This window comes from Anaerostipes sp. CAG:276 (assembly GCF_000432215.1).
GTDB classification, from domain to species: Bacteria; Bacillota; Clostridia; order Lachnospirales; family Lachnospiraceae; genus Anaerostipes; species Anaerostipes caccae.
The window spans coordinates 1-20022 of record NZ_FR889174.1 but is presented as its reverse complement, the minus strand read 5'-3'; the positions used below and the strand labels follow the sequence as shown (position 1 = coordinate 20022).

Annotated in this window: 25 protein-coding genes; 20 read left to right on the top strand and 5 right to left on the bottom strand. The window is 37.1% G+C overall.

What is annotated here, in order from left to right; genetic code table 11:
* Positions 1-141 precede the first annotated feature (141 nt).
* From QVP35_RS01405 to QVP35_RS01395, 3 genes are all read right to left on the bottom strand, one after another.
* Complete coding sequence (locus QVP35_RS01405) at positions 142-753, bottom strand: site-specific integrase (RefSeq protein WP_227060288.1); 612 nt, start codon at positions 751-753, stop codon at positions 142-144.
* 90 nt (positions 754-843) lie between these two features.
* On the bottom strand, positions 844-1164 hold the full coding sequence (locus QVP35_RS01400) for a pirin family protein (RefSeq protein WP_009291000.1): 321 nt from the start codon (positions 1162-1164) through the stop codon (positions 844-846).
* The gene (locus QVP35_RS01395; RefSeq protein WP_225103785.1) at positions 1142-1507 is read right to left on the bottom strand and encodes a MarR family winged helix-turn-helix transcriptional regulator; all 366 of its coding nucleotides are present in this window, start codon (positions 1505-1507) and stop codon (positions 1142-1144) included. The genes QVP35_RS01400 and QVP35_RS01395 overlap by 23 nt, the downstream gene beginning before the upstream one ends.
* 1312 nt (positions 1508-2819) lie before the next feature.
* Here QVP35_RS01395 and QVP35_RS01390 point away from each other — a divergent pair.
* From QVP35_RS01390 to QVP35_RS01380, 3 genes are all read left to right on the top strand, one after another.
* Positions 2820-4016: a YSIRK-targeted surface antigen transcriptional regulator gene (locus tag QVP35_RS01390; RefSeq protein ID WP_009291002.1), complete on the top strand. Its 1197-nt coding sequence runs from the start codon at positions 2820-2822 to the stop codon at positions 4014-4016.
* A gap of 107 nt (positions 4017-4123) precedes the next feature.
* Entirely contained in the window at positions 4124-6616 is a 2493-nt protein-coding gene (locus QVP35_RS01385) for an SHIRT domain-containing protein (RefSeq protein ID WP_009291003.1), read from the top strand.
* A gap of 119 nt (positions 6617-6735) precedes the next feature.
* Positions 6736-7554 (top strand): hypothetical protein, encoded by an 819-nt coding sequence (locus QVP35_RS01380; protein ID WP_009291004.1) that lies wholly within the window; start codon positions 6736-6738, stop codon positions 7552-7554.
* 97 nt (positions 7555-7651) lie between these two features.
* Here the strand turns inward: QVP35_RS01380 and QVP35_RS01375 are convergent, their stop codons facing one another.
* Entirely contained in the window at positions 7652-8371 is a 720-nt protein-coding gene (locus tag QVP35_RS01375; protein ID WP_006566127.1) for an ImmA/IrrE family metallo-endopeptidase, read from the bottom strand.
* Between the two features lie 7 nt (positions 8372-8378).
* Positions 8379-8702 (bottom strand): helix-turn-helix transcriptional regulator, encoded by a 324-nt coding sequence (locus QVP35_RS01370; protein WP_006566126.1) that lies wholly within the window; start codon positions 8700-8702, stop codon positions 8379-8381.
* Positions 8703-9157: 455 nt separating this feature from the next.
* On the opposite strand from QVP35_RS01370, the gene QVP35_RS01365 reads away from it, so the two are divergent.
* The 17 genes from QVP35_RS01365 to QVP35_RS01285 form a co-directional block, all read left to right on the top strand.
* Positions 9158-9430 carry a hypothetical protein gene (locus QVP35_RS01365; protein WP_022260713.1) on the top strand — a complete coding sequence of 91 codons (273 nt, stop codon included), beginning with the start codon at positions 9158-9160 and terminating at the stop codon, positions 9428-9430.
* A gap of 17 nt (positions 9431-9447) precedes the next feature.
* A complete protein-coding gene (locus QVP35_RS01360; RefSeq protein ID WP_022260712.1) occupies positions 9448-9858 on the top strand; it encodes a DUF1492 domain-containing protein in 411 nt (136 codons plus the stop codon).
* Positions 9859-9959: 101 nt separating this feature from the next.
* Positions 9960-10874: a phage baseplate protein gene (locus tag QVP35_RS01355; RefSeq protein WP_199805930.1), complete on the top strand. Its 915-nt coding sequence runs from the start codon at positions 9960-9962 to the stop codon at positions 10872-10874.
* 194 nt (positions 10875-11068) lie between these two features.
* The gene (locus QVP35_RS01350) at positions 11069-11353 is read left to right on the top strand and encodes a hypothetical protein (RefSeq protein ID WP_009291007.1); all 285 of its coding nucleotides are present in this window, start codon (positions 11069-11071) and stop codon (positions 11351-11353) included.
* Positions 11354-11367: 14 nt separating this feature from the next.
* Positions 11368-11640 (top strand): phage holin family protein, encoded by a 273-nt coding sequence (locus QVP35_RS01345; RefSeq protein WP_009291008.1) that lies wholly within the window; start codon positions 11368-11370, stop codon positions 11638-11640.
* Entirely contained in the window at positions 11627-12427 is an 801-nt protein-coding gene (locus tag QVP35_RS01340) for an N-acetylmuramoyl-L-alanine amidase (protein ID WP_009291009.1), read from the top strand. The genes QVP35_RS01345 and QVP35_RS01340 overlap by 14 nt, the downstream gene beginning before the upstream one ends.
* A 98-nt stretch (positions 12428-12525) precedes the next feature.
* A complete protein-coding gene (locus QVP35_RS01335) occupies positions 12526-13407 on the top strand; it encodes a hypothetical protein (RefSeq protein WP_009291010.1) in 882 nt (293 codons plus the stop codon).
* Complete coding sequence (locus QVP35_RS01330) at positions 13388-13555, top strand: hypothetical protein (RefSeq protein ID WP_009291011.1); 168 nt, start codon at positions 13388-13390, stop codon at positions 13553-13555. The genes QVP35_RS01335 and QVP35_RS01330 overlap by 20 nt, the downstream gene beginning before the upstream one ends.
* Position 13556: 1 nt before the next feature.
* Positions 13557-14975 (top strand): phage tail sheath subtilisin-like domain-containing protein, encoded by a 1419-nt coding sequence (locus tag QVP35_RS01325; RefSeq protein WP_009291012.1) that lies wholly within the window; start codon positions 13557-13559, stop codon positions 14973-14975.
* A 12-nt stretch (positions 14976-14987) separates the two neighbouring features.
* Positions 14988-15458 (top strand): hypothetical protein, encoded by a 471-nt coding sequence (locus QVP35_RS01320; RefSeq protein WP_009291013.1) that lies wholly within the window; start codon positions 14988-14990, stop codon positions 15456-15458.
* A 21-nt stretch (positions 15459-15479) separates the two neighbouring features.
* Positions 15480-15977, top strand: a complete 498-nt coding sequence (locus tag QVP35_RS01315; protein ID WP_009291014.1) for a phage tail assembly chaperone — start codon at positions 15480-15482, stop codon at positions 15975-15977.
* A gap of 206 nt (positions 15978-16183) precedes the next feature.
* A complete protein-coding gene (locus tag QVP35_RS01310) occupies positions 16184-16648 on the top strand; it encodes a hypothetical protein (protein WP_009291015.1) in 465 nt (154 codons plus the stop codon).
* A 59-nt stretch (positions 16649-16707) separates the two neighbouring features.
* Entirely contained in the window at positions 16708-17931 is a 1224-nt protein-coding gene (locus tag QVP35_RS01305; protein ID WP_022260711.1) for a hypothetical protein, read from the top strand.
* A gap of 68 nt (positions 17932-17999) precedes the next feature.
* On the top strand, positions 18000-18467 hold the full coding sequence (locus tag QVP35_RS01300; protein ID WP_022260710.1) for a hypothetical protein: 468 nt from the start codon (positions 18000-18002) through the stop codon (positions 18465-18467).
* Positions 18468-18542: 75 nt separating this feature from the next.
* The gene (locus tag QVP35_RS01295) at positions 18543-19034 is read left to right on the top strand and encodes a hypothetical protein (protein WP_022260709.1); all 492 of its coding nucleotides are present in this window, start codon (positions 18543-18545) and stop codon (positions 19032-19034) included.
* 67 nt (positions 19035-19101) lie between these two features.
* Entirely contained in the window at positions 19102-19596 is a 495-nt protein-coding gene (locus QVP35_RS01290; protein WP_009291019.1) for a hypothetical protein, read from the top strand.
* A 67-nt stretch (positions 19597-19663) separates the two neighbouring features.
* The coding region (locus tag QVP35_RS01285) for a hypothetical protein (protein ID WP_288187722.1) at positions 19664-20022 on the top strand (359 nt) is incomplete at its 3' end.

Here is a 20022-nt window from a genome sequence, read left to right as displayed (position 1 = left end):
AATGTTTTTTCAATGTTTCAGTTTTCGGAAGTATTTTAGAAGCAAACGAATGTCGTCCACCATATAAAGTCATTTCTGGAAGTATGCCAAATGGATGTGATCCATGCTTTTTTATGTAGGAGTCTACCTCCATATTATAATTTAAAAGTAGTTTCTTAAAATTTCTTGATATACATTGGGATTAATTCTTCTTCCATCTTTGTATGTAAACAATAAATCATTTTCTAAAAAATCTGGTTGTAAACGCCAGGTGTTTTTTAGAGCAAGGCGCTTTTGTAATAACACTGCCAACTCATCGGGTATAATAAGCTTTCTGTGCCTTCCAGGGCGTTTCATATCTGATATGCAGTCGTATTTGTCTAATGCCTGGTGCAAAGAAAGAAAAGAGCTTTTAAGATCTGATTCTTGAAATCCGCAAACTTCCTCAGGAGCCATCGCTGTAGAAAAGCTTAAGCATAACATATCATAATAGAAAGATGCCTTAACACTTTGTAAAGACAAGAAATAGTTAATCTGATCTTGAGTCCAAACTGATTGCTGCTTAGGAGGAAGGGTGTACTGTTCTACATCGTGACATGGGTTCTGGGTTATTATATGTAATGGACGTATAGTATATTGCATCATTGAACTAAAAACACTCTTTGCTTTATTAATAGTGCTTGGCTTTAGTTTTTCATTGGGTTTGTTTTTAGGAGACTGTTTAGAAAGTTCTGCCATCCAATTTTCAATATGAATTGGAAGAATTGAACTCACTTCAACATCAAAAAAAGCATCTTTAATATAAGAATTAACACGGGAGTGCAAGATAAAGTGTGTAAATTAGTAACCAACTAATTACACACTTTATCTTACACTCCCTATAAAATTAAAATTTACATAGTTTGCTTGACAAACCCTCTCCGTCTGAAATTCCGTCTTCATTACCCAAACTATCTTATGAACCATTTTGCCTCTTGACACATAACTGATTGTTTCGATTCCTCTATGCGGATGCATTGGAAATTCTGCTGTATAATCATCAGGATTAACGCTGTCAAAAGAGTCAAGCATTAAAATAGGATAAAACTCCTTTGTTGTCTGATTTTTTAAGACTCTTACTAAGTTTACAACTGCTCCACCTGTTGTTCTAAAACCTTTTACTTTAGTCTTCACTGTTCTTTCCATTAAATTTTCCTCCTATTTTCTTCAAAAGATATACCAGTTTTTCTTTTTCTTCTTGATCCAATACTTCCATGCTTTCTGTTATCATCGCTTCATTCTTAGGTGCAATTTTGCTAATAACATCATAGCCTTCTTTCGTCAGATGCAGTATACATACACGCCTGTCTTTCTCGTCAGATAATCTTTCGATATAGTTCATTTTTACCAAGTTGTTCACTATTAGAAGTATGGTTCCCACGCTACTGAGTATTCTTTCCCTTACCTCTCCGACGCTCATATCGCCTTTACTGTAAAGAGCTTCTAAAACCATAAATTGACTAAAGGTTAAATTGTATTCTGCTGCTATTTTGAATGTTTATTTATCTAAAGCATTTACATTTCTGTGAAGTCCGATCAATATTTACATTTCTGTTCTGCCCAAAAGTAATTCACCTCCTTTAATTGCATTGTATCTAACTAGATATTATCTATGTAGATATAATTTTGCACCAGATTTTTTTTTGTAAATATACATTGTTACTATAAATGAGCAAATTAAAAAATGCACAAAACTACATTGCTACTTTCGTAAATAAATCAAAATCGCTACTTGCCTTTGCGCATTGAAACAGATACTTCTCTTGCTGGATCATGTCACAAATCAGGCGGTATCCAGTTTCAAAAGAACTGTATTTCTCCGTTCCTACGAGACAAATATAATGTGCTAGTGACATCAGCAGCCAGTATCTCTGGATTCCCTTTGAGGAACTTATCTGGTATGCAGCCAGTGCCAGTCTGTTTTCACATCACCTGAAACATACCTCGATTGCCCATCCGCATACATAACACGAAAGAATTTCCAGTGTCAATGATTCTGTATTTGTGCTGATAAAGGCACGTAATGCCCTGGGATTTGCAAATGCCTTTTCAGGATAACTCAAAAGGACAACCGCGTTTTCTTTACCGTTGAGATTACCTTCATACCGTACGTTCGGTTTTTGACTGTCACAAGGTCAAAGTTCGAATGTGTTGCCGGTAAATCGGCGGCAAATTCACGGATACTTTGATATTTTTTATAGATCAAAATAAAGAATCTTTCTTTTCTAATATTTCACCAATCTTTTCATAAATGACTACTGCGTCTAAAAAACGATATCTTTTTCATAAGGATTTCCCTTTATATATTTTTCCCATAATTTTTTTGTTGCCATACTTACTTTTAATAAATCTGCCATCTCTTTATACTGATTTACCAAGTTGAGAGTTCCTTTATACTCACTTGTTCTTTCTATCGCTTCTCTTAATGTAAATCACTAAAATCAAGCGTAATTTACACGTTTTGCGCAATTTATACAATTAACTTTTTTTGGTGGTTATTGTATAGTAGAAAATAGTTAAGATTGTTTTTAGATATAGAAAGGGAAAAAATGTGTATTTTCATTCCATTTGTTGTGCAGAGATATTTTATTCCACAAATAAAGAACTCTTTTATCCGTCTTAATTAAATAGCAGGAAAAGGGGTCAATGCTCTTTTTATTTACAACTTTCCATAAAATTAAGGTTATTTAATATATTTTGTAACAAAAAACAGGTAGTTTTTGACACTACCAAGCACTATGAGAAGGGCAAAGAATGGAAGTCAGAAAGTGAGTGCTTACATAAGAAAGGGGACTTTTTATATGAATTTAAATGAGCAGGATTTGAAAAAAGTCAAATCCTTACATGTCATGTTGAAAATGCCGGTATGGATATTAGAAAAAGAAACAAATAAAGTTTTAAAAAGCTATAAATCAGTTTATAAGCATCCTATTTCTTATGAATTTAAAGAAAGGAATATCTCAGAAGAAGTTGTACAATTTTATAGCGGAATGTTAAATGAAATTTTTTTATGTCTGTGGTATAAGGATGTAAAAATAGTGATTGGAGCTTTTAGGGTTAACAATGTTACAAGGGCAGATTTTTCTCATGTTTATAATAATCTAATGAAAGAAAGCAAAAAAATTTTAAAAGAAAACGAGTGTTGGGAATATTATGTATCGCTTCCCGTATATCCTCTGGGAGATATCAGAGATTGTTTGATTCTTCTGGGATTTTTGTTTGATATGGATTTGGAGGATGTTTATTCGAAAGGACTGCATGAGCAAGTGGCGCAAAACCAGTTGGAGTTGGTGAGAAAACCATCTGAAGACACGGTGTATGATACCTTCCGTGTGGAGCGATACACATTTGATTATGAAAATAAAATCATGAATCTTGTAAGTCAGGGCGATATTGAATTATTAAAAAGTGGCCTTGTAGAATTGGGAACAAGTGTTTTGCCAATTTTGACTAGCAGTTCTTTGAAAACAGAAAAGAATTATACGATTATTATTCTGGAAAAACTGGCATCACTGGCAATTCAGGTCGGGAAGGATATTCTTTCAGTAATCAAACTGAGAAATTATTATATTAGAAAGCTAGAGGAACAAACAGAGTTTATAGGGGTTCTGGCAACGCGAGACAGTGCGATCATCCATTTTACAAAAGAACTTCATGGGGTATCGAATCAGGCCAGAACATCCCTGATTCGATGTATCTTACAATATATTAATTTGAAAATTTATGACAATATCAAAGTTGCAGAACTTGCAAAACAGTTCTATTTATCAGAAAGTGCACTTCGTAGCAGATTTAAAGAAGAAATAGGCGTATCCATCAATGAGTATGTCAACCAGAGAAAGATTGAGGAATCAAAGATGATGATTCAGTCAGGGGTTCCGATAGGAGAAATTGCAAGGCGTTTGAGCTTCTATGATCTGTCTCATTATTACCGCACTTTTAAAAAATATACAGGTGTGACACCACAGCAATTCAGGGATACAAATATTGTGGTATAGAAAATCAGACCTGTTTTGATTGGAAAGGGAGTGATTCTTATAGAAGAATCTGAATTAAATGATTAGATAAAAGATAATCAAACACAAGAAAGGAGTAAAAAGAAATTATGATACAAAGAAAGTTAAAAAAGAAATTCTCAATGCTTTTAGCACTGATTTTAACTTTTGGAACAATGTTCTCAGGTACAATGTCTGTACATGCTGAAGAAGCTCCACAGGAAATTTTAAGTTTATCGTTTGATATGGACGAGGTAAAAGAGCCGGTTCTTGGAGATACAGTACCAGATAGTTTTAATGTTCAGCCAAATGATGGGAACAGCCTTACAGATGGTGGTGAAGTATTTGCAAGCTGGAGGGTAAAACAGGCTGACGGAAATTGGGGTTACGCAAAACCCACATCGGAAACAGTGCAGTTTGAGGCTGGAAAAGAGTATCGCTTAAGATTTGATATCCAGAACCTTAAGGCAGCAGATGGAAAAATATTTCATGATAATGTCCCTGCTGTTAAAGTGAATGATATGGATGTATCTGTCGTGACGGACGATAATGTTACAGATTCTTACTATACCAAGACAGATGATACAACAGTATCATTTGCGATGTATTCAAAATCCTTTAAAATAGAAAATATACTATCGGAAGTTCCGCCAGCAGAAACACCAGAAAAAACATTTATCGTTACCAAAGACACGGATGGCTCTGAAATTGGCCGATATGACACGCTTCAGGATACACTGGGAGCTATTAACAGTGATAATAAAGATAAGTGGAATGCATATACCGTTATGGTAACCCGTGATTATACAGAAGATGACAAGGCACCAGGCATTCCTATGAATGCGACGGTCACTGTTACCTCATCTCCAGGAAATCAATTTGTGATTACGCGTGTAAACCCGGGTAAGGCGTGGTCATCAAGGCATTTTAATGTTGGCGGTGATTCGTCCCTGACGCTGAAAAATATCATCCTTGATGGAAACAATGCCATGGGAGGTATTTATTCGGATGGAGGTGTTGGAACACATACAAGGGCTACCACGATCATCTTGGATGAGGGAGCAGTTATAAGAAACTGCCTTGGGCGAGGATCTGATCCGTATACTCCGTGGTCAGGCGGAGCAATCGTTACCTTAGGTAACGGCAAAGGCGTAGTAACGACTATTAAGAAAGGTGCCGTAATCGAAAACTGTAAAAGCTCAGAAGGCTATGATGGCGGAGCAGTCTATGTAGATGAAGGTACACAGCTTAACTTAGAAGGTGGTGTTATTGAAGGCTGTGAAGCGATAGGCACTGAAGTTACAGTTGGGGGGAGTATCCGTCACAGTAATGGTGGCGCAATTATGTTACATGGTACAATGAACATGACTGGTGGCATAATTTCTAATAACAAGACAACTGCCAGTGGAGGTGGTATCGCTGTATCTGATACTGGCAGACTTTCTATAACAGGTGGAACGATTAAGGGAAATAATGGAGCGCATGGCGGTGGTATTTTCATTCAAGAAAGTACATCAGAAACTAAGATTGAAAATGTCACATTTATGAGAAATCAAGCTAAATATGGTGGAGGAGTATACCTACACAAGAATGCAGGAATAAATGTAAGTAACAGTACATTTTCCAATAATTTTGCAATACAAGGCGGTGCAATTTATACTGGAAATTCTGATTATGACAATCCGGCGGATACAGGTAAATATCAGACTGTTAAACTTGCAGGTGATGTGATCTTCGAAAACAACTCTGCTTCATATGGACTTTACACTCCGCCTGAAAATGCAGATGAATTTACGAATCTTAAATTTTCGAAATCATCTGTGACAGGTAAAAATATCTTTCCTGTGGATTCACTTTTGACAAACTATGATATTAACTATATCAATGGGGATAAGATTGATCCAACTGAAAAGTATCAAATTCGTTTTGAGTTTAAAAGCACAACCTCAGAAAGAGATTTACCAAGCGATATATTGGATTTGCTTCCAGACCCAATAATTGGCATTAAAAAAGGCGATAAAGTAACTTTACCTATTTTTGCTGATTCTGAAATCAAGGTAGAAGATGGAAAGTGGGTATTCACAGGCTGGAAAGACGGAACAGAAATAGTAGTTAATGACAATATATTGGTGGTTGGTGAATGGAAGTTTTGCCCAAATATGAGTGTTATCAATAATGTGCCTACGATTTCAGCAAATGATGTTACATTGAATGTAGACGATAATTTCGACCCATTGTTAGACGTTAGTGCAACGGACAAAGAAGATGGCGATATTACGCTGACAAAGGATAATATTATTGCGAATGATGTAGATACTTCTAAAGCTGGTATTTATCATGTGACATATAAAGTAACTGACAAAAACGGAGCTTCTGCTGAAAAAACAATTACTGTTACAGTGGAACAAAAAACTACTAACAAACCACAACAGCCACAGAAGCCAAATAAGCCAAACAATACAACAAAGCCTGATAAACAGTCCAAAAGTCCAAAAACAGGTGATATGTCAAATATAAGTTTATTTGCTTTTATGTTTGCTGGCTCAAGTGGTGCATTAGCTGTTTTATTTGGTAAAAAGCGTAAAAGAAATAAAAATGCTTAAAAAATGTATAGCAAGAAAACAAGTAGTTAATTCATGTTAAAGGACACCCAATGAGGTGTTCTTTTCAAATTTATATTATCATATCAAGGCTCATTCAATCGTGGTAAATTTGTGGTAAAATGAATATTTTTTATGTTTCAAAATTTCAGCCGGCGATTCCGGCTCAGGCAGCAAAGAAAAAAGTTGATGTTTTGGCAAAAACCATTTCGATTAAAAGGTTTTATAAGTCTTCAAAGTATATAAAAGGATATGTAAGACCAAAGTATAAAGTAAAAGTCGTTATGAACGGAAAGACTTACAGAAAAAGGGCCAGCAGCAAAAAGGGATATTTTTCAGTGAAGATGAAAAAAGCTGCTGGAAAAGCGGCGGCGACAATTAAGGTTTACAATGTGAAAGGAAAGTTCATCAAATCCTATAAGAGAAAAGCCTATGATGCTTCACCAAGGCCCAAGTATTATCAGGACGGAAAGCCTTATACAGGGAAGATGCCCGGCCGGTCTGATCCCATTGATTTAGACGCTTTCAACAAAAAAGTAAACAGCGCCAGAAAATTTGAAGACCATTCTATTTACTCCAGATTCGACATAACAGACAGTTATTCTATTGTGTATTACGGGAATGGGGTAGGTGAAATCGGCTATACTAATTATTACTTAGATAAAAGCAACAATGAAGAGAAGATGTGGTTCTGTGCTAAGCATGGAGTGACGCTCTATTATAAGGTCTATAAGTCTGAAAACTTGAAGAATACTCCGACTCCCGGACCGTCCTATAATACTGGGATAATAACAGAAAAGGGAGAACCAGCAACCTTAATCCCTGAACGGAAAGATCCAAAAAAGAATACCGCTTCTTTACCGATCAAAATTGTCGGTTATAAAAATGGGAAGCCAGTCATGGCATCCTACTATTGTATGAAATTAAATGCGGGACGTTAAAAAGAATAATTAAGATAATAAAAACTCATATCATACGCCCAACAGCCGTATGATATGAGTTTTTTATTGTAAGGCTTTTGCCAAGTCAAATATGTTCTTATAGATTGTTGAGCTGCTGCTGTTCAATCTGCAGAAGCATTCTGTCATTTCTGGATGTGTATAGCGGGGTGTGCTGCCTTCTGATATGCTCCATCCTGCAGTGGAGGCATAAATCTTCTGATGAATTATAAATTGTCTCTCCGCATATCATACAGGGCTTTATACTGTAAATAAATTCTTCCCTCTCATCATGATAAAAATGACGGTACATGGCCTCGTCGACATCACTTACTTCTCTTGCTGCGGATTCTTTCCAAAGTCTGTAATTCTGAAATGCGTAGGACCCGGCCTCTCTGCTGATCTGGAAAACCGAGGAGACATCATCCTCATTCCGGCACTGTGCAAAATGAATGGCCATTCTGGGAGCCAGAATATTGCTTGCAAAAAAATTGGCCTGCTGTTCATTATAGGCACATTCTCTCGAATGGCCCAGCATAATATGTCCCAGTTCGTGCATGATGGAGAACCGAATCCTGAAAGGGGATTTGTTCTCATCATAGGCTATGATCCGTTTGGCTCCGTAACGGAAAGCGTCTTCCGAATAATTCCTGCAGTATTGGTAAAGCCGTTCATTGATATCCCGTATATTTTGATAAGTGAAAATACGGTATCCATAGTGCCTTAAAATGCTGTAACAATCAATCGGAAATGACTGGACTTCACAGTCTCTGTAAACATCGAGTATCTTAACAAGTATATCGTGATAATTCAAATCCACCAGTCCTTTATAATTCAGATAACATCTTTATAAGTTCTAATTTTTCCTCAATAGACATTTCTTTTCCGTTTCTTGCGATCAGTGTTTTCAAATCTTCATATGATGGTTCTTTTCTGCTGTCAGAGGTCAGGAATTCATCGTCGCAGAAATACTCAGTGGTGACACCGAGTTCCTTCGAAATCTTTAATAAAACTTCTATGTCTGCCTTTCTGCTGTCTCTCTTGATCATCGAATAAATAGTCGTAGGTGCCACATTGATTTTCTTGGCCAGTTCATTGGCATTCATGTGATGTTCCTGCAGTAACAGCTCCAACTTTGCTCCAATTCCCATAAAATATACCGCCTTTCTAATAGAAAGAATAGCATAATAAAAACCAGAAGTAAATAAAAAAATATGCAAATGCGTATAATCATCTTGACATATAACTCATATGCGTATATTATATCAATATAAGATACGCAAACGAGTAATATCAGGAGGTGAGCTGTTGCCATATTTAAATTTAAAAACTGAATTAAAAAAACAAATATTACAAACGAAGAAATTGCACATGTATTGAGGCTGCGGACAGAAGACGTGCTGGACAAACTGGAAGGCTCAGGGAGATTCACCATCGGAGAAGCAATGCTTCTGAAAAAAAGGTATTTCTCCCGGATGCCGCTGGAATATCTGTTTGTACATACAGCATCTAAGCCGTAACAATTTTACTTTTTATATTAATGAGTATAGAACATTTGTTTGGAAAAGGCAATAGGCATAATAGACAAAATTTAGAGAGGAGTACTATGTTTGACTTTCAGACCGAAAAGGGAAAAACTGACGCAGTTATCAGCATTTTGCTGCATCACTATACAAAGGAGCAGTTATCAGAATTTTATGGAATTTCCATAAGAATAATCAATGAGTGGATCGGGGCATACCGGAGCAGAGCGGCGGCTGAGATCAGAGACAGGCAGATCCGCTTTAACGGAAGAGCCGTAAATAAGATGAGGCCTCTTGTGACCGTTTACAGACCGACATCCGGAGCAATGTATATAGGATGGAAACACATCAGATAAAGAAAAGAGGGATTGATTTGACAGAAAAGGAATTGGGTCAGATGCATTATCTGAACAGGGAAATTGAGAAACTGAATGAAGAACTCAGCTGGATGGAATGTAAGAGTATGATAAAGTCACCGCTGCTGACGGGGATGCCGTTTGGGACCGGGGTCAGCGACAAGACAGCAGACTATGCGGTGCGAATGGAGGAGATCAGAGAGCTGATCGACCTGTCCATTAAAAAACTCCTGCACACGAGGGCAGAGATCGAACGGTTCCTACAGGAGATCGAAGATCCGGAACTCAGGCTTATTATACGGCTTCGTTCCATCAATAATCTCGGATGGCAGGAGATCGGGGAAGAACTTGGGATGGACAGAAGAACTGCGTCAAGGAAGTATCAGAGATTTTGTGAGGAGAAACTTATTCACAATGCACAAGAATAATGGAGGATCATATGGACACATGGAAAAATACAGTCATAACAGATAGAGGAATAGAGCTTCAGACGAAGTTATTGGATGGACAGGGACTGAAGATTACAAAAGTGAAGGCAGGAGCCGGGCAGGCACCGCTTTATGATCTGAGGAGCCAGACAGAGGTTCTGGATATCAGGCAGGAAATAAATCTTCGTCCTGCTGTCATAAAAAATAATCAGATTACAATTCCTGTTTTTTTAGAGAATACGAAGCTGCCGGAGAGTTATGATCTGTGGCAGATAGGGTTTTATGCAGAAGATCAGGATGGAAATGAGATTTTATATTGTTTATCTCAGGCAGCAAGAGGAAGGTTTATACCTGCCGCAAACGAAAGCCCTGGCTTCTCGATTACCTGGGAGTTTTGTTTTAAGAATTCGGATGCTGCTCCCTTTGAGCTGGATATCGATCCAAGCGGATTCGTATCTCTTGAAGAATATAATGTACATTCTGCAGCTATAGATAGTTTAGAGGCGGATATACAGCAGATCCTTTCTTATTTATATCCGGTTGGAATGGTAATTGCTTTTGCAGAAAAATTTAATCCGAATGATTCTTTGCCAGGAACTTGGAAGAGATTTGCAGAAGGTAAAACTTTAATGGGAGTAAATGAAAATGACAGCGATTTTATTCATGTAGAGAAGCCAGGAGGTTCAAAGACACATTTGCATTCGACTGGAAATTGTACATTAAATACGAGACAACTTCCATCTCATGATCACGGTCAAAGGAATTTGTCAGGTACTTTTCGGGCGTATTGCTATAAAGGCTGGACTCACTCAGGAATTATTTCAGGCTCATCTAATGCATTGACAAATGATATGGGTACAGGGGACAAAAGTGTAGGGGGCGTTACTTTTACAGTAAATGCCTCACATAAACATGATGCTGTCGGAGAAAATCAACCTCATAATCATGGAAACACAGGAAACGGATCAAATTTACCGCCATATGTAACGGTGTATTATTGGAGAAGAGAAAGCTAGATTTGTATTTGCCCACAATGTCCGCTATAAGGATGATATAGTTATCATAGAGAATAAAGGATAAGAGACGTCAAGTAAGGTAAAAGGGTCTCATTATCCTTTATTCTTTTTTAGCTACAGCTACTTGAAAGGAGAGGGAGATATATGGACACATAGAGCAAGATAAGATAACAGATGTTAGGAAAGGAGCAGCAGTGCTGGAACAAATTTTAGCAATATGCGGTGGCATCAGCATCATTGGCGGAGCGGGTGCCGTTATTTATAAAATTGTATATCCTGCTATGCATTTCAGCCACCGCGTAGACCAGTTAGAAGAACATTCGGAGAAAGATTATCAACGATTAAAGGGATTGGAAGAAATGCAGAAACAGCAATCCAAATGTTTAGCTGCAATGCTAAACCATCAGATTACAGGAAATGGGATAGAAAACATGAAAAAAATAAGGGATGAACTTCTGGAAAGTATCATCGAAAAATAGGGAGGAGATTACAAATGGATTTAAATTTTATCAGTGAGTATTATATGCCGATGGTACTGACAGCGTCTTTCATTATTGGTTATGTAATTAAAAAATCTTTAGATTTTATTCCTAATAAATATATACCATTGATTCTGGCTGTCTGCGGTGCATTTATGGGATGCATCTTAAAGAATCAGATAAATCTGGAGTCTATTATATCTGGAGCTTTTTCCGGGCTTGCCAGTACGGGACTGCATCAGACATTTACAAGGCTAGTGGAGGGGGAGAAATATGGCGAGCTATAACATAAGTGCGGGGCATAATCCATCTAACAAAGTTGCCTGTGGTGCAGTGGGATACTTGGATGAATCAAAAGAGGCCAGGCAGATTGTAAAAGAGACTATACGGCTTTTACGATCTGATGGACATAAAGTTTATGAATGTACCTGCAACAATGGAAAAAGTCAGGGTGACGTTTTAAAAAAAATTGTTTCTAAATGCAATAAAAGAGAGGTTACGTTAGATATCTCGATTCACTTAAATTCAGGGAGAAACGATTGTATTGGTGATGGAAAAGTAGCCGGAACAGAAATCTGGTGTACTGCCTCGTCAGGAATAAAAAAGCGTGCCGCAGAAAAAATATTAGATAATATGAACAAGATTGGATTTAAAAATAGAGGAATTAAGACAACCAGCGGTCTATATTATCTAAATCATACAAAAAACAAAGCAATTCTAGTGGAAGTCTGTTTTGTGGATGATAAAGATGACTATAAACTATATAAAAAAGTTGGTTATAAAGCCGTGGCAAGAGCAATAGCAGAGGGAATTATTGGAGAAGAACTAAAGGGAAAGAAAGAAGAAAAATATACTACAGTAAAAAGCAGTTCATCTAAAAAGGCAATACGCTGGCTTCAGGCTAACTTAAATAAGTGTTATAAGGGAAGTCTTATGAAACTTTCAGAGGACGGAATTTGGGGTCCTAAAACTCAGGAAATGCTTGAAAAATATTGGGAGCAGCTAAATTGGAGAAAGGAACTTATGCGGGAAGAAAAACGTGTAAAGCTCTGTATAAAAATAGGAGATAAATAGTTTGCCCACAATGTCCGCAGCATTAGTGCTATGATAATAATACACCAAGAAGGGAACGTAAGTTTGGCAGGTGTAAATATAAAAAAGGAGGTGAATCTATGAATGAACTTGTTTACCAGAGGTTAACTGAAAACGCATGGATGATAGAGAATCTCGCAAAATATAATGGAAAACCCGCAGTTTTCTTAAGAAATGCACCCAAAGATTCAGACGAATTATGGGAGGGGGATATCTACCCAAGAATTGTTTATGATTTGCTTATTCAGTCAGATCCGAAAGGTGACATTACAGGAAGGCTGGCCATAAGGATGTTCTGTAAGCCGGATCAAACAGTCGTCTGGGAAAATTTCGAGAGAGAATTAATTTCTTTATTTCATCACTGTTTTTTCTCTTTTGATAATATGACAATAGGAATGAAATGGTTGCGGTCCAAAACAATTAAGCCGGAAATTGGAGAGGATTCTAATGGATATTTGGTTTGTTTTCAGCCGGGAGCTTTTTTTAAACAGGACGCAGGCAATTCAGATATTGTTGCTGTTTTTCAGAAGTGGCTGAAAGAGTTGAATGATCAGATTAGAATACCTGGAATGGAGAGTACAGGTCCTACATGGAAAGCTACAGACGAGCATCCAGCTGTTTATTGCCGTCTGGGGAATATTCTTCCGGGAACCTATAATGATACATGGGAGGTATCCTGGCTGACGGTAACCGTGAAAATTCATGTAATAGCTCAAAAGGGAAAAAGCATAGAACTGATCAGATCTATTTGCGAGCAGCTGAACCTTAAAGACAAGTTAAAAATGAGTGACGGGGGAATGTTTTTTATAGATTCGGTAACGTTTAAAGATAATGCGGATAGCTTTAAAGATGGACAAATTTTAGTCAAAGGACAGTATGGTGTTCAAAAGAAGGAAGAAGAGGTATTCAAAATAAAAGATGTAAATTTTAAGGAGGATCAAAATGCAAAAAATGATTTATAGCTTAGAAGAATATGCGTCAAATCCGGAAAGTCTGGATGCATCAGCAGACATGGTTCGTGCAGCTTTCACTTTTACAGGGAAAACAGAGGCAGAGCTAAAAGAGGCTAAAAAATTAGTAAAAGATTTTAAAAATAAGGAGGTAAAATAACATGATGACAGGAACTTATGATACAGGAGAAACAAAAATCAGACCAGGGGTTTATCGAAGATACACAACTCCGGAAAAGAAAACCGTGGCGGAAGCAATCAATGGAGTATTCGCGATTCCTATCCAGGCAGACTTTGGTCCGGTGGGAACCGTACAGGTACATACGAAAGCAGAAACTGTGGAAGATATGTATGGTTCAGGTGGAACAGTAAAAGGTGTTCTTAATTTATTTGATAATGGGGCATCTAAGGTCTATGTATATAGACTTGGTTCAGAGGGAACAAAAGGAATTTTGGAATTAATGGATGATCAGGGAGAGAAAGCGGTGACACTCGAAACAAAATACCCGACAAAACTCGTATTCTCATTAACGCTGAAGCAGCCGCTTTCCAGTTCCTCTAAAAAGGAAGTGACGATATATCAGGGAAGTTCCTTAAAAGAGAAGTTTACCTATGAAACTGGAAGTGACGAAAATGAAGTAGATGCATTTATCAGAGAAATCAACCAGAAATCTTCTGTTTTTACAGCAGTTAAGGCAGACGGAGAGAAGAACAGCCTGGCTCAAGTATCACAGAAAGAAAGTACAGCGGGTACAAATCCAACGGTTGTTACAGGAAATTATGAAGAAGCATTTGGAGCATTTGAAGCATATACATGGAATGCATTAGCTGCGGATACAACTGACACAGCAGTACATGCACTGCTGAAAGCCTATATGCAGAGAATGAAGAGTAACGGGTGCGTAGGGATTTGTGTAGTAGGAGAGAGTGCGGAAGTTGATTTTGCTGAGAGAATGTCTCATGCGAAAGAATTTAATTCAGAAGCTTTCGTTTATGTTGGATCCGGATTTGTAAATAAAAATGGAGAAAAAATTGACGGATATGAAGCAATTACTGTGATTGCGGGAATTATCGGAAGTTGTCCGGCAAATCAGTCTATTGTACATTCCGTTATAGCAGATGCCGTGGAACCACTGGAGATTCTCTCAAAAGAAAAATATATTCAGGCAATTGAGAACGGAATGCTCATGCTTTCTCAGGGACCGGAAGGAGAAGTCTGGTTTGACAGTGGGATCAATACTCTGAATGTATTAGAGGAAAATCAGGATGCAGGGTGGAAAAAAATCAGAAGAACAAAGACAAGATTTGAATTGTTTGATCGTCTTCACAGGACTATTTCACCGGTTATTGGGAAAATCAATTGTGACAGTGACGGAATTGCAAATGTAATCAAGCTGGCAAAGGATGTGCTGGATGCGATGACAAGAGAAGGAAAACTTATGGATGGAGCAGATATCTATGAGGACCCTCAGGAGCCGCACGGACCGGAAGATGTGCACTTTATTGTTGCAGCCACTGATCTGGACAGCCTGGAAAAAGTATATTTAAATTATCAGTTTAATTTTTCAGCAGAAGCGTAAGGAGGAAAAGAAATGTCAAATACAAATTATAGAAACATTATGACAGGGAAAGACGGAAGACTGTTTGTAAACTTTGGAGGAGTGTCTACACTGCTTGCAGAAGTAAAAGAATTTGAGATTAAAGCGAGTTTTGGAAATGTTGAATATAAACCACTCGGGACTGCCCAGCAGTATGCTATTCCGGATAAAGTAAAGTTTACACTCTCATTTTCAGAGGCTGTTGTGCGGGATGATCTGGTTATGGAACCTTTGCTTAAGAGTGTCAAAAAGGGTGTGATTCCATCCTATGATTTTCAGAGTGTCGCACTGCGTTCAGCAGATGGGAAAGAACAGCGTCTTTTACTAAATGGATGTGTACCGGATGGGGATTTTGACCTGATGACTTTGAAATCAGGAGAAATCATTACAAGGCATCAGAGTTTTGTAATTAACCAGACACCGGAATTTTTAAAATCATTGCCGGAAGGGGCAAGTTTGAACTAAGAAAAAGAGAGGAGAAAAGATATGTCAGATAAAAAGAATGGAATACAGGTAACCGCAGAGAATGAGGTTGATTTAATCCAGGGACTGCTTCATGCAGCAGATTATAAAAACGATGAGGAGATGCAGAAGACTGTTGAGGTTAAACGGAATGGCAAAGTTTATTTTTACTTCAAAATCCGTCCACTAGGAGAAGAAGAACTTTTAGACGCAAGGAAAAAAGCAGCCGTTATGATGCCAAATCCAGCAAATCCAAAACTTCCGCCAGTAGAAAAAGAAGTCCGCCTTGATGAATTTTCAGCATGGAAAATTTATTATGCGACGGTAGAGCCTGAGAAAGTATGGGATGCGCCGGAAGTGATTCAGGGACTTAAAGCTAAGGGATTCTCAGTACTAAGAGGCATCGATGTTATTAATACAGTGTTGAGAGCAGGAGAAAAGGACAAGATTGATGCAGATATTGATAAACTCAGCGGGTTTTATGATACCGAAATGACCGAAGAGGAATACGCAAAAAACTGATCAAGGCCAGTCCATTAGCTGAAAAATTACATTATATCTGGCAAAATCAAGGGAAAATGCCTTCAGAAATCCTTCGGCTTCCGGAAGGAGAGAAGGCATTTATCCTGGCCTCCACCCAGATTGTATTGGAAGAACTTATGGAGTGGCAAAAAGAAGAAAAATAGGATATAATTATTCCAAAGAACAAATTGTTCGGAGGACATGATATGCAGAAGTTTGGAAATGATGGGACCGAGTTTTGGTGGAATGATGAGGTTCAAAATCTTGGATTAAAAATCGGTGGGTTTTTTTGTATCATTTTTTTTATTATCCCATTAAAAATGGAAAAACCAGGCTCGTTTTTATTCATATTATCAGTTTGTATTTTAGTTTTTTTGGTTATTGCTTTAATACACATTAGTATGTTAGAAAGACAAAAAGTTCCTGCCCTTTATATGAATGAGGAAGGAATCGTCGTATGGGGAGATTTTTGTTCATGGAATCATGTTAAGTCTGTTGAGATAAAATCTTTGTATCGAGGAGCAGCGGGGCCGCGTGATTGGATCTATATTTATGTTCAGCTTCCGGGAGATGAAAAAATAGGATGCTTTGCTATAACTCCTGAAAAAGAAGAAATTATGGAAATAAAAATATATATAGAAGCATTTTGGGAATATTACAAAACAAATTAAATATAAAATAAAAAATGAAGCAGTCCTGCTTCTTTTTTTATTTGAAAGGGGGGATATATTTGAGTGATAAATCTTATGAAGATTACTTGGAGGAACAGGTCAAAAAAACGGCTAAAAAATTATCGAGAAACCAGCGGGAATATTATCAAGTGTATCAAAGGCTGGAGAAAAAGAAAGAAATGGTTTTGAATATGCAGACAACTAAGCCGTCGGTGAAACTTTCTTCTGATGATATTATAGGGGTGGGAACCAATGTATCTACCATTGCCCTGGATAATAAATATCAAGCTATTATTCAAAAGGAACTGCCTGAAATAACTCCTGCCAGAACTTTCATGCCGGCTACCATGCTTGTTTCTGGATATAACGTTGCAAAAGAAGCAAATAAAAAAGATGGAGATCCTTTTAAACAGACAACAATCGAAGCAGCATCTGTGGGAACAACGTCAGCAGTAACTGGGATAATCGAAGCAGCTGCGGGAGCTAAATATGGAGCATGGGCCGGACCAGTGGGAATTCTGGCAGGTGCAATTGGAGGATATGTAGTATCGAAATATGGAGATACTTGGTATGAAGGTGCCAGAAAATATGGAGAGGAAGTTCATAAAAAGAAATTTCATCCTTTTATTAATCAAATTAAGGATAAAGAAGGAAACATACAATATACGACTGCAAATAAAAAGAAAGCCATAAAATATTTTGGTACAAATTCAAAGGCTGTCAAATATGGTGCGGCAATGTCAGCAAAAGACAGACAAAATGAATTGAGAGAATTTCAGAAAAAAAGAGCTGCAAATAACAGTGCATCCAAAAAGTCAGCACCTAAAAAGAAAGATAATTTCTTCAGCAGGTTAAAGAAGCAGCTATGGGGCCTCTTTAAACATAATGCCAATGGAAGCTTTGTGGATAACCCGATGCTCAGCTGGGTCGGAGAAGAAGGCCCGGAAGTGATCATACCTTTAAGCGGACATAAACGAGATCGGGGCCTTGACCTGTGGCAGCAGGCAGGACAGGCACTTGGAGTCACCGGGTACGCGAATGGCGGAACGGCAGGCGGAGTACCGGGAAAACAGTCCCCACCGGGTATTGGGCAGGCGAAAGGAGGAATCCGTGTGTCTATCGGAAATATTAATATTTCATTAAAGAGCAGCGGCGGTGGAGTAAAGAGTACCAATCTGCTATCTGCACTAAAGGAGCAAAAAGAAGAAGTTTCTGATGAGCTATGTAATATTCTTGCGGATGCGCTGGAAAGTGCTTATCAGAATATTCCGGCAGTGTCCTAAACACTATTAAAATAAAGGGAAAAATAAGGTATAATTATTTTAATAGGTGATGATTGGGAGGAAACGTTATGCAGAAATTTGGGGAAAATGGGAATGAATTTTGGTGGAATGATGATGATCAAGATGCCAAATCTATTGCAGCTGGATTTTTACTTATTGTTGGATGTATTCTATATTTGAAAATAGGGACTTCATCCTATATTATGACTATTGTTATCTTGCTTTTACTTTTGTTATTTGCGGGTACTTTAGGAGGCACTATGTATCGTCGAAAAAAAAAGATACCTGAACTTTATATGAATGAACAAGGATTGAATATAAGGGGAAGCTTTATCTCATGGAACTGGATTATAGAACTGGAAATAAAAACTGTTTCATATGGACCAACGGTTAAAGATTCAGAAATGATATTTATTTATTATCATAAACCTGAAGAAACAGGGGAGCATACCATAAGTATAATACCGGATGAAGATGAGATAGAAGAAATAAGAAGATATATAGAGGCATTTTGGCAGTACTATAAGACCGAGTGAATATAATGCATTATAAAGATGTACTTTGAGATTCTGGCTTTTAATAAATATAAGAGCAGTACGGGAGAAAATAATATGCAGAAATTTGGTGACGATGGAAATGAATTTTGGTGGAATGATGAAGATCAAGATACGCTGATAATTATAATAGGAGTTATGGTTATCTTAGGAGGTATCCTCTTTTTTCGATACATAAAGGCAACGTTGTTTGATTTTATCTGTGTAGCCTGTCTCATGATTTTTTTCGGAATAGGTATTGGAAGAGCTATATATCTTCACAGGCGAAAAATACCTAATCTTTATATGAATGAACAAGGTTTAAAAATTAATGGAGATTTCGTTTCATGGAATTGGATTATTAAAGTAGAAATAAGGGAAGTACCGGCTTCAAAACCTCAAATGTCAATCTTTGAAGATAGAATTTTTATTGTCTATCATAAACCCGGGAAAAGAAGAAAATCTACTGCCTGTTTAATGCCAAAACAAAGTGAGGTTGGTGAGATAAAGGAGTATATAGAAGTGTTTTGGAGGTATTATAAAACAAATATTTCAGAAGTTGATGTTTGACGTATAGAACTTATAGAAGTAAAAAATTGAATGTTGTTTGGCGGAATAAAAGGCTGGAGGAAAAGATATGCAGAAGTTCGGGGAAGATGGAAATGAATTTTGGTGGAATAATGATGATCAAGATACCATGTTAATGATACTCAGTGTCTTATTTGCCACAGGGTGTATCTTTTTCTTAAAATACATAAAAGTTCCAATAGGAGTTTGGATTTTAGTAGCAAGTTTTACAGTGTTTTGTATAATAGTACCCATACGATTGGTTTTTCTTCGTAAAAAAGGGATCGTTATGCTTTATATGAATGAACAAGGTTTGAAGGTTAATGGATATTTTATTGCTTGGAATCATGTAGTAAAAATTGAAATAAAAAAAGTACCAGGTGGAAGAGGTTCAAGACCCAAAGATGAAATTTTTATTTATCATTCAGAACCGGGGAAAAAAAGAAAGTTTACTGCCTGTTTAAGTCCTGAAGAAAGTGAAGTTGTAGAAATAAAAGAATATATAGAGGCATTTTGGAACTATTATAAAACAAGTAGTTCAGAAACCGGAGAAATTACTGTTTGATGTACAGAACTCATAGGCGTAAAAGATGGTTTATTGTTTGGTAGAATAAAAGGTTGGAGGAAAATGCATGAAATATTTTGGGGAGAATGGAAATCAATTTTGGTGGAACGATGATGATCAAGATACGCTGCAAATTATTCTAAGTGTTTTATTTGCTACAGGAGGGTTCTTTTTTTTGAAATACATAAAAGTTCCAATAGGGGTTTGGATCTGTGTGGCAAGCTTTGTGCTTATATGTATAATATCTTCTATACGGCTGATTTATCTTCGTAAGAAAAAAATTTTCATGCTTTATATGAATGAAGAAGGTCTAAAAGTACATGGGTACTTCATTGCATGGAATCAGGTGATAAGTATTGAAATAAAAGAAGTACCAGCTTCAAAACCCAAAATATCAAACTTTGAAGATAGAATTTTTATTTATTA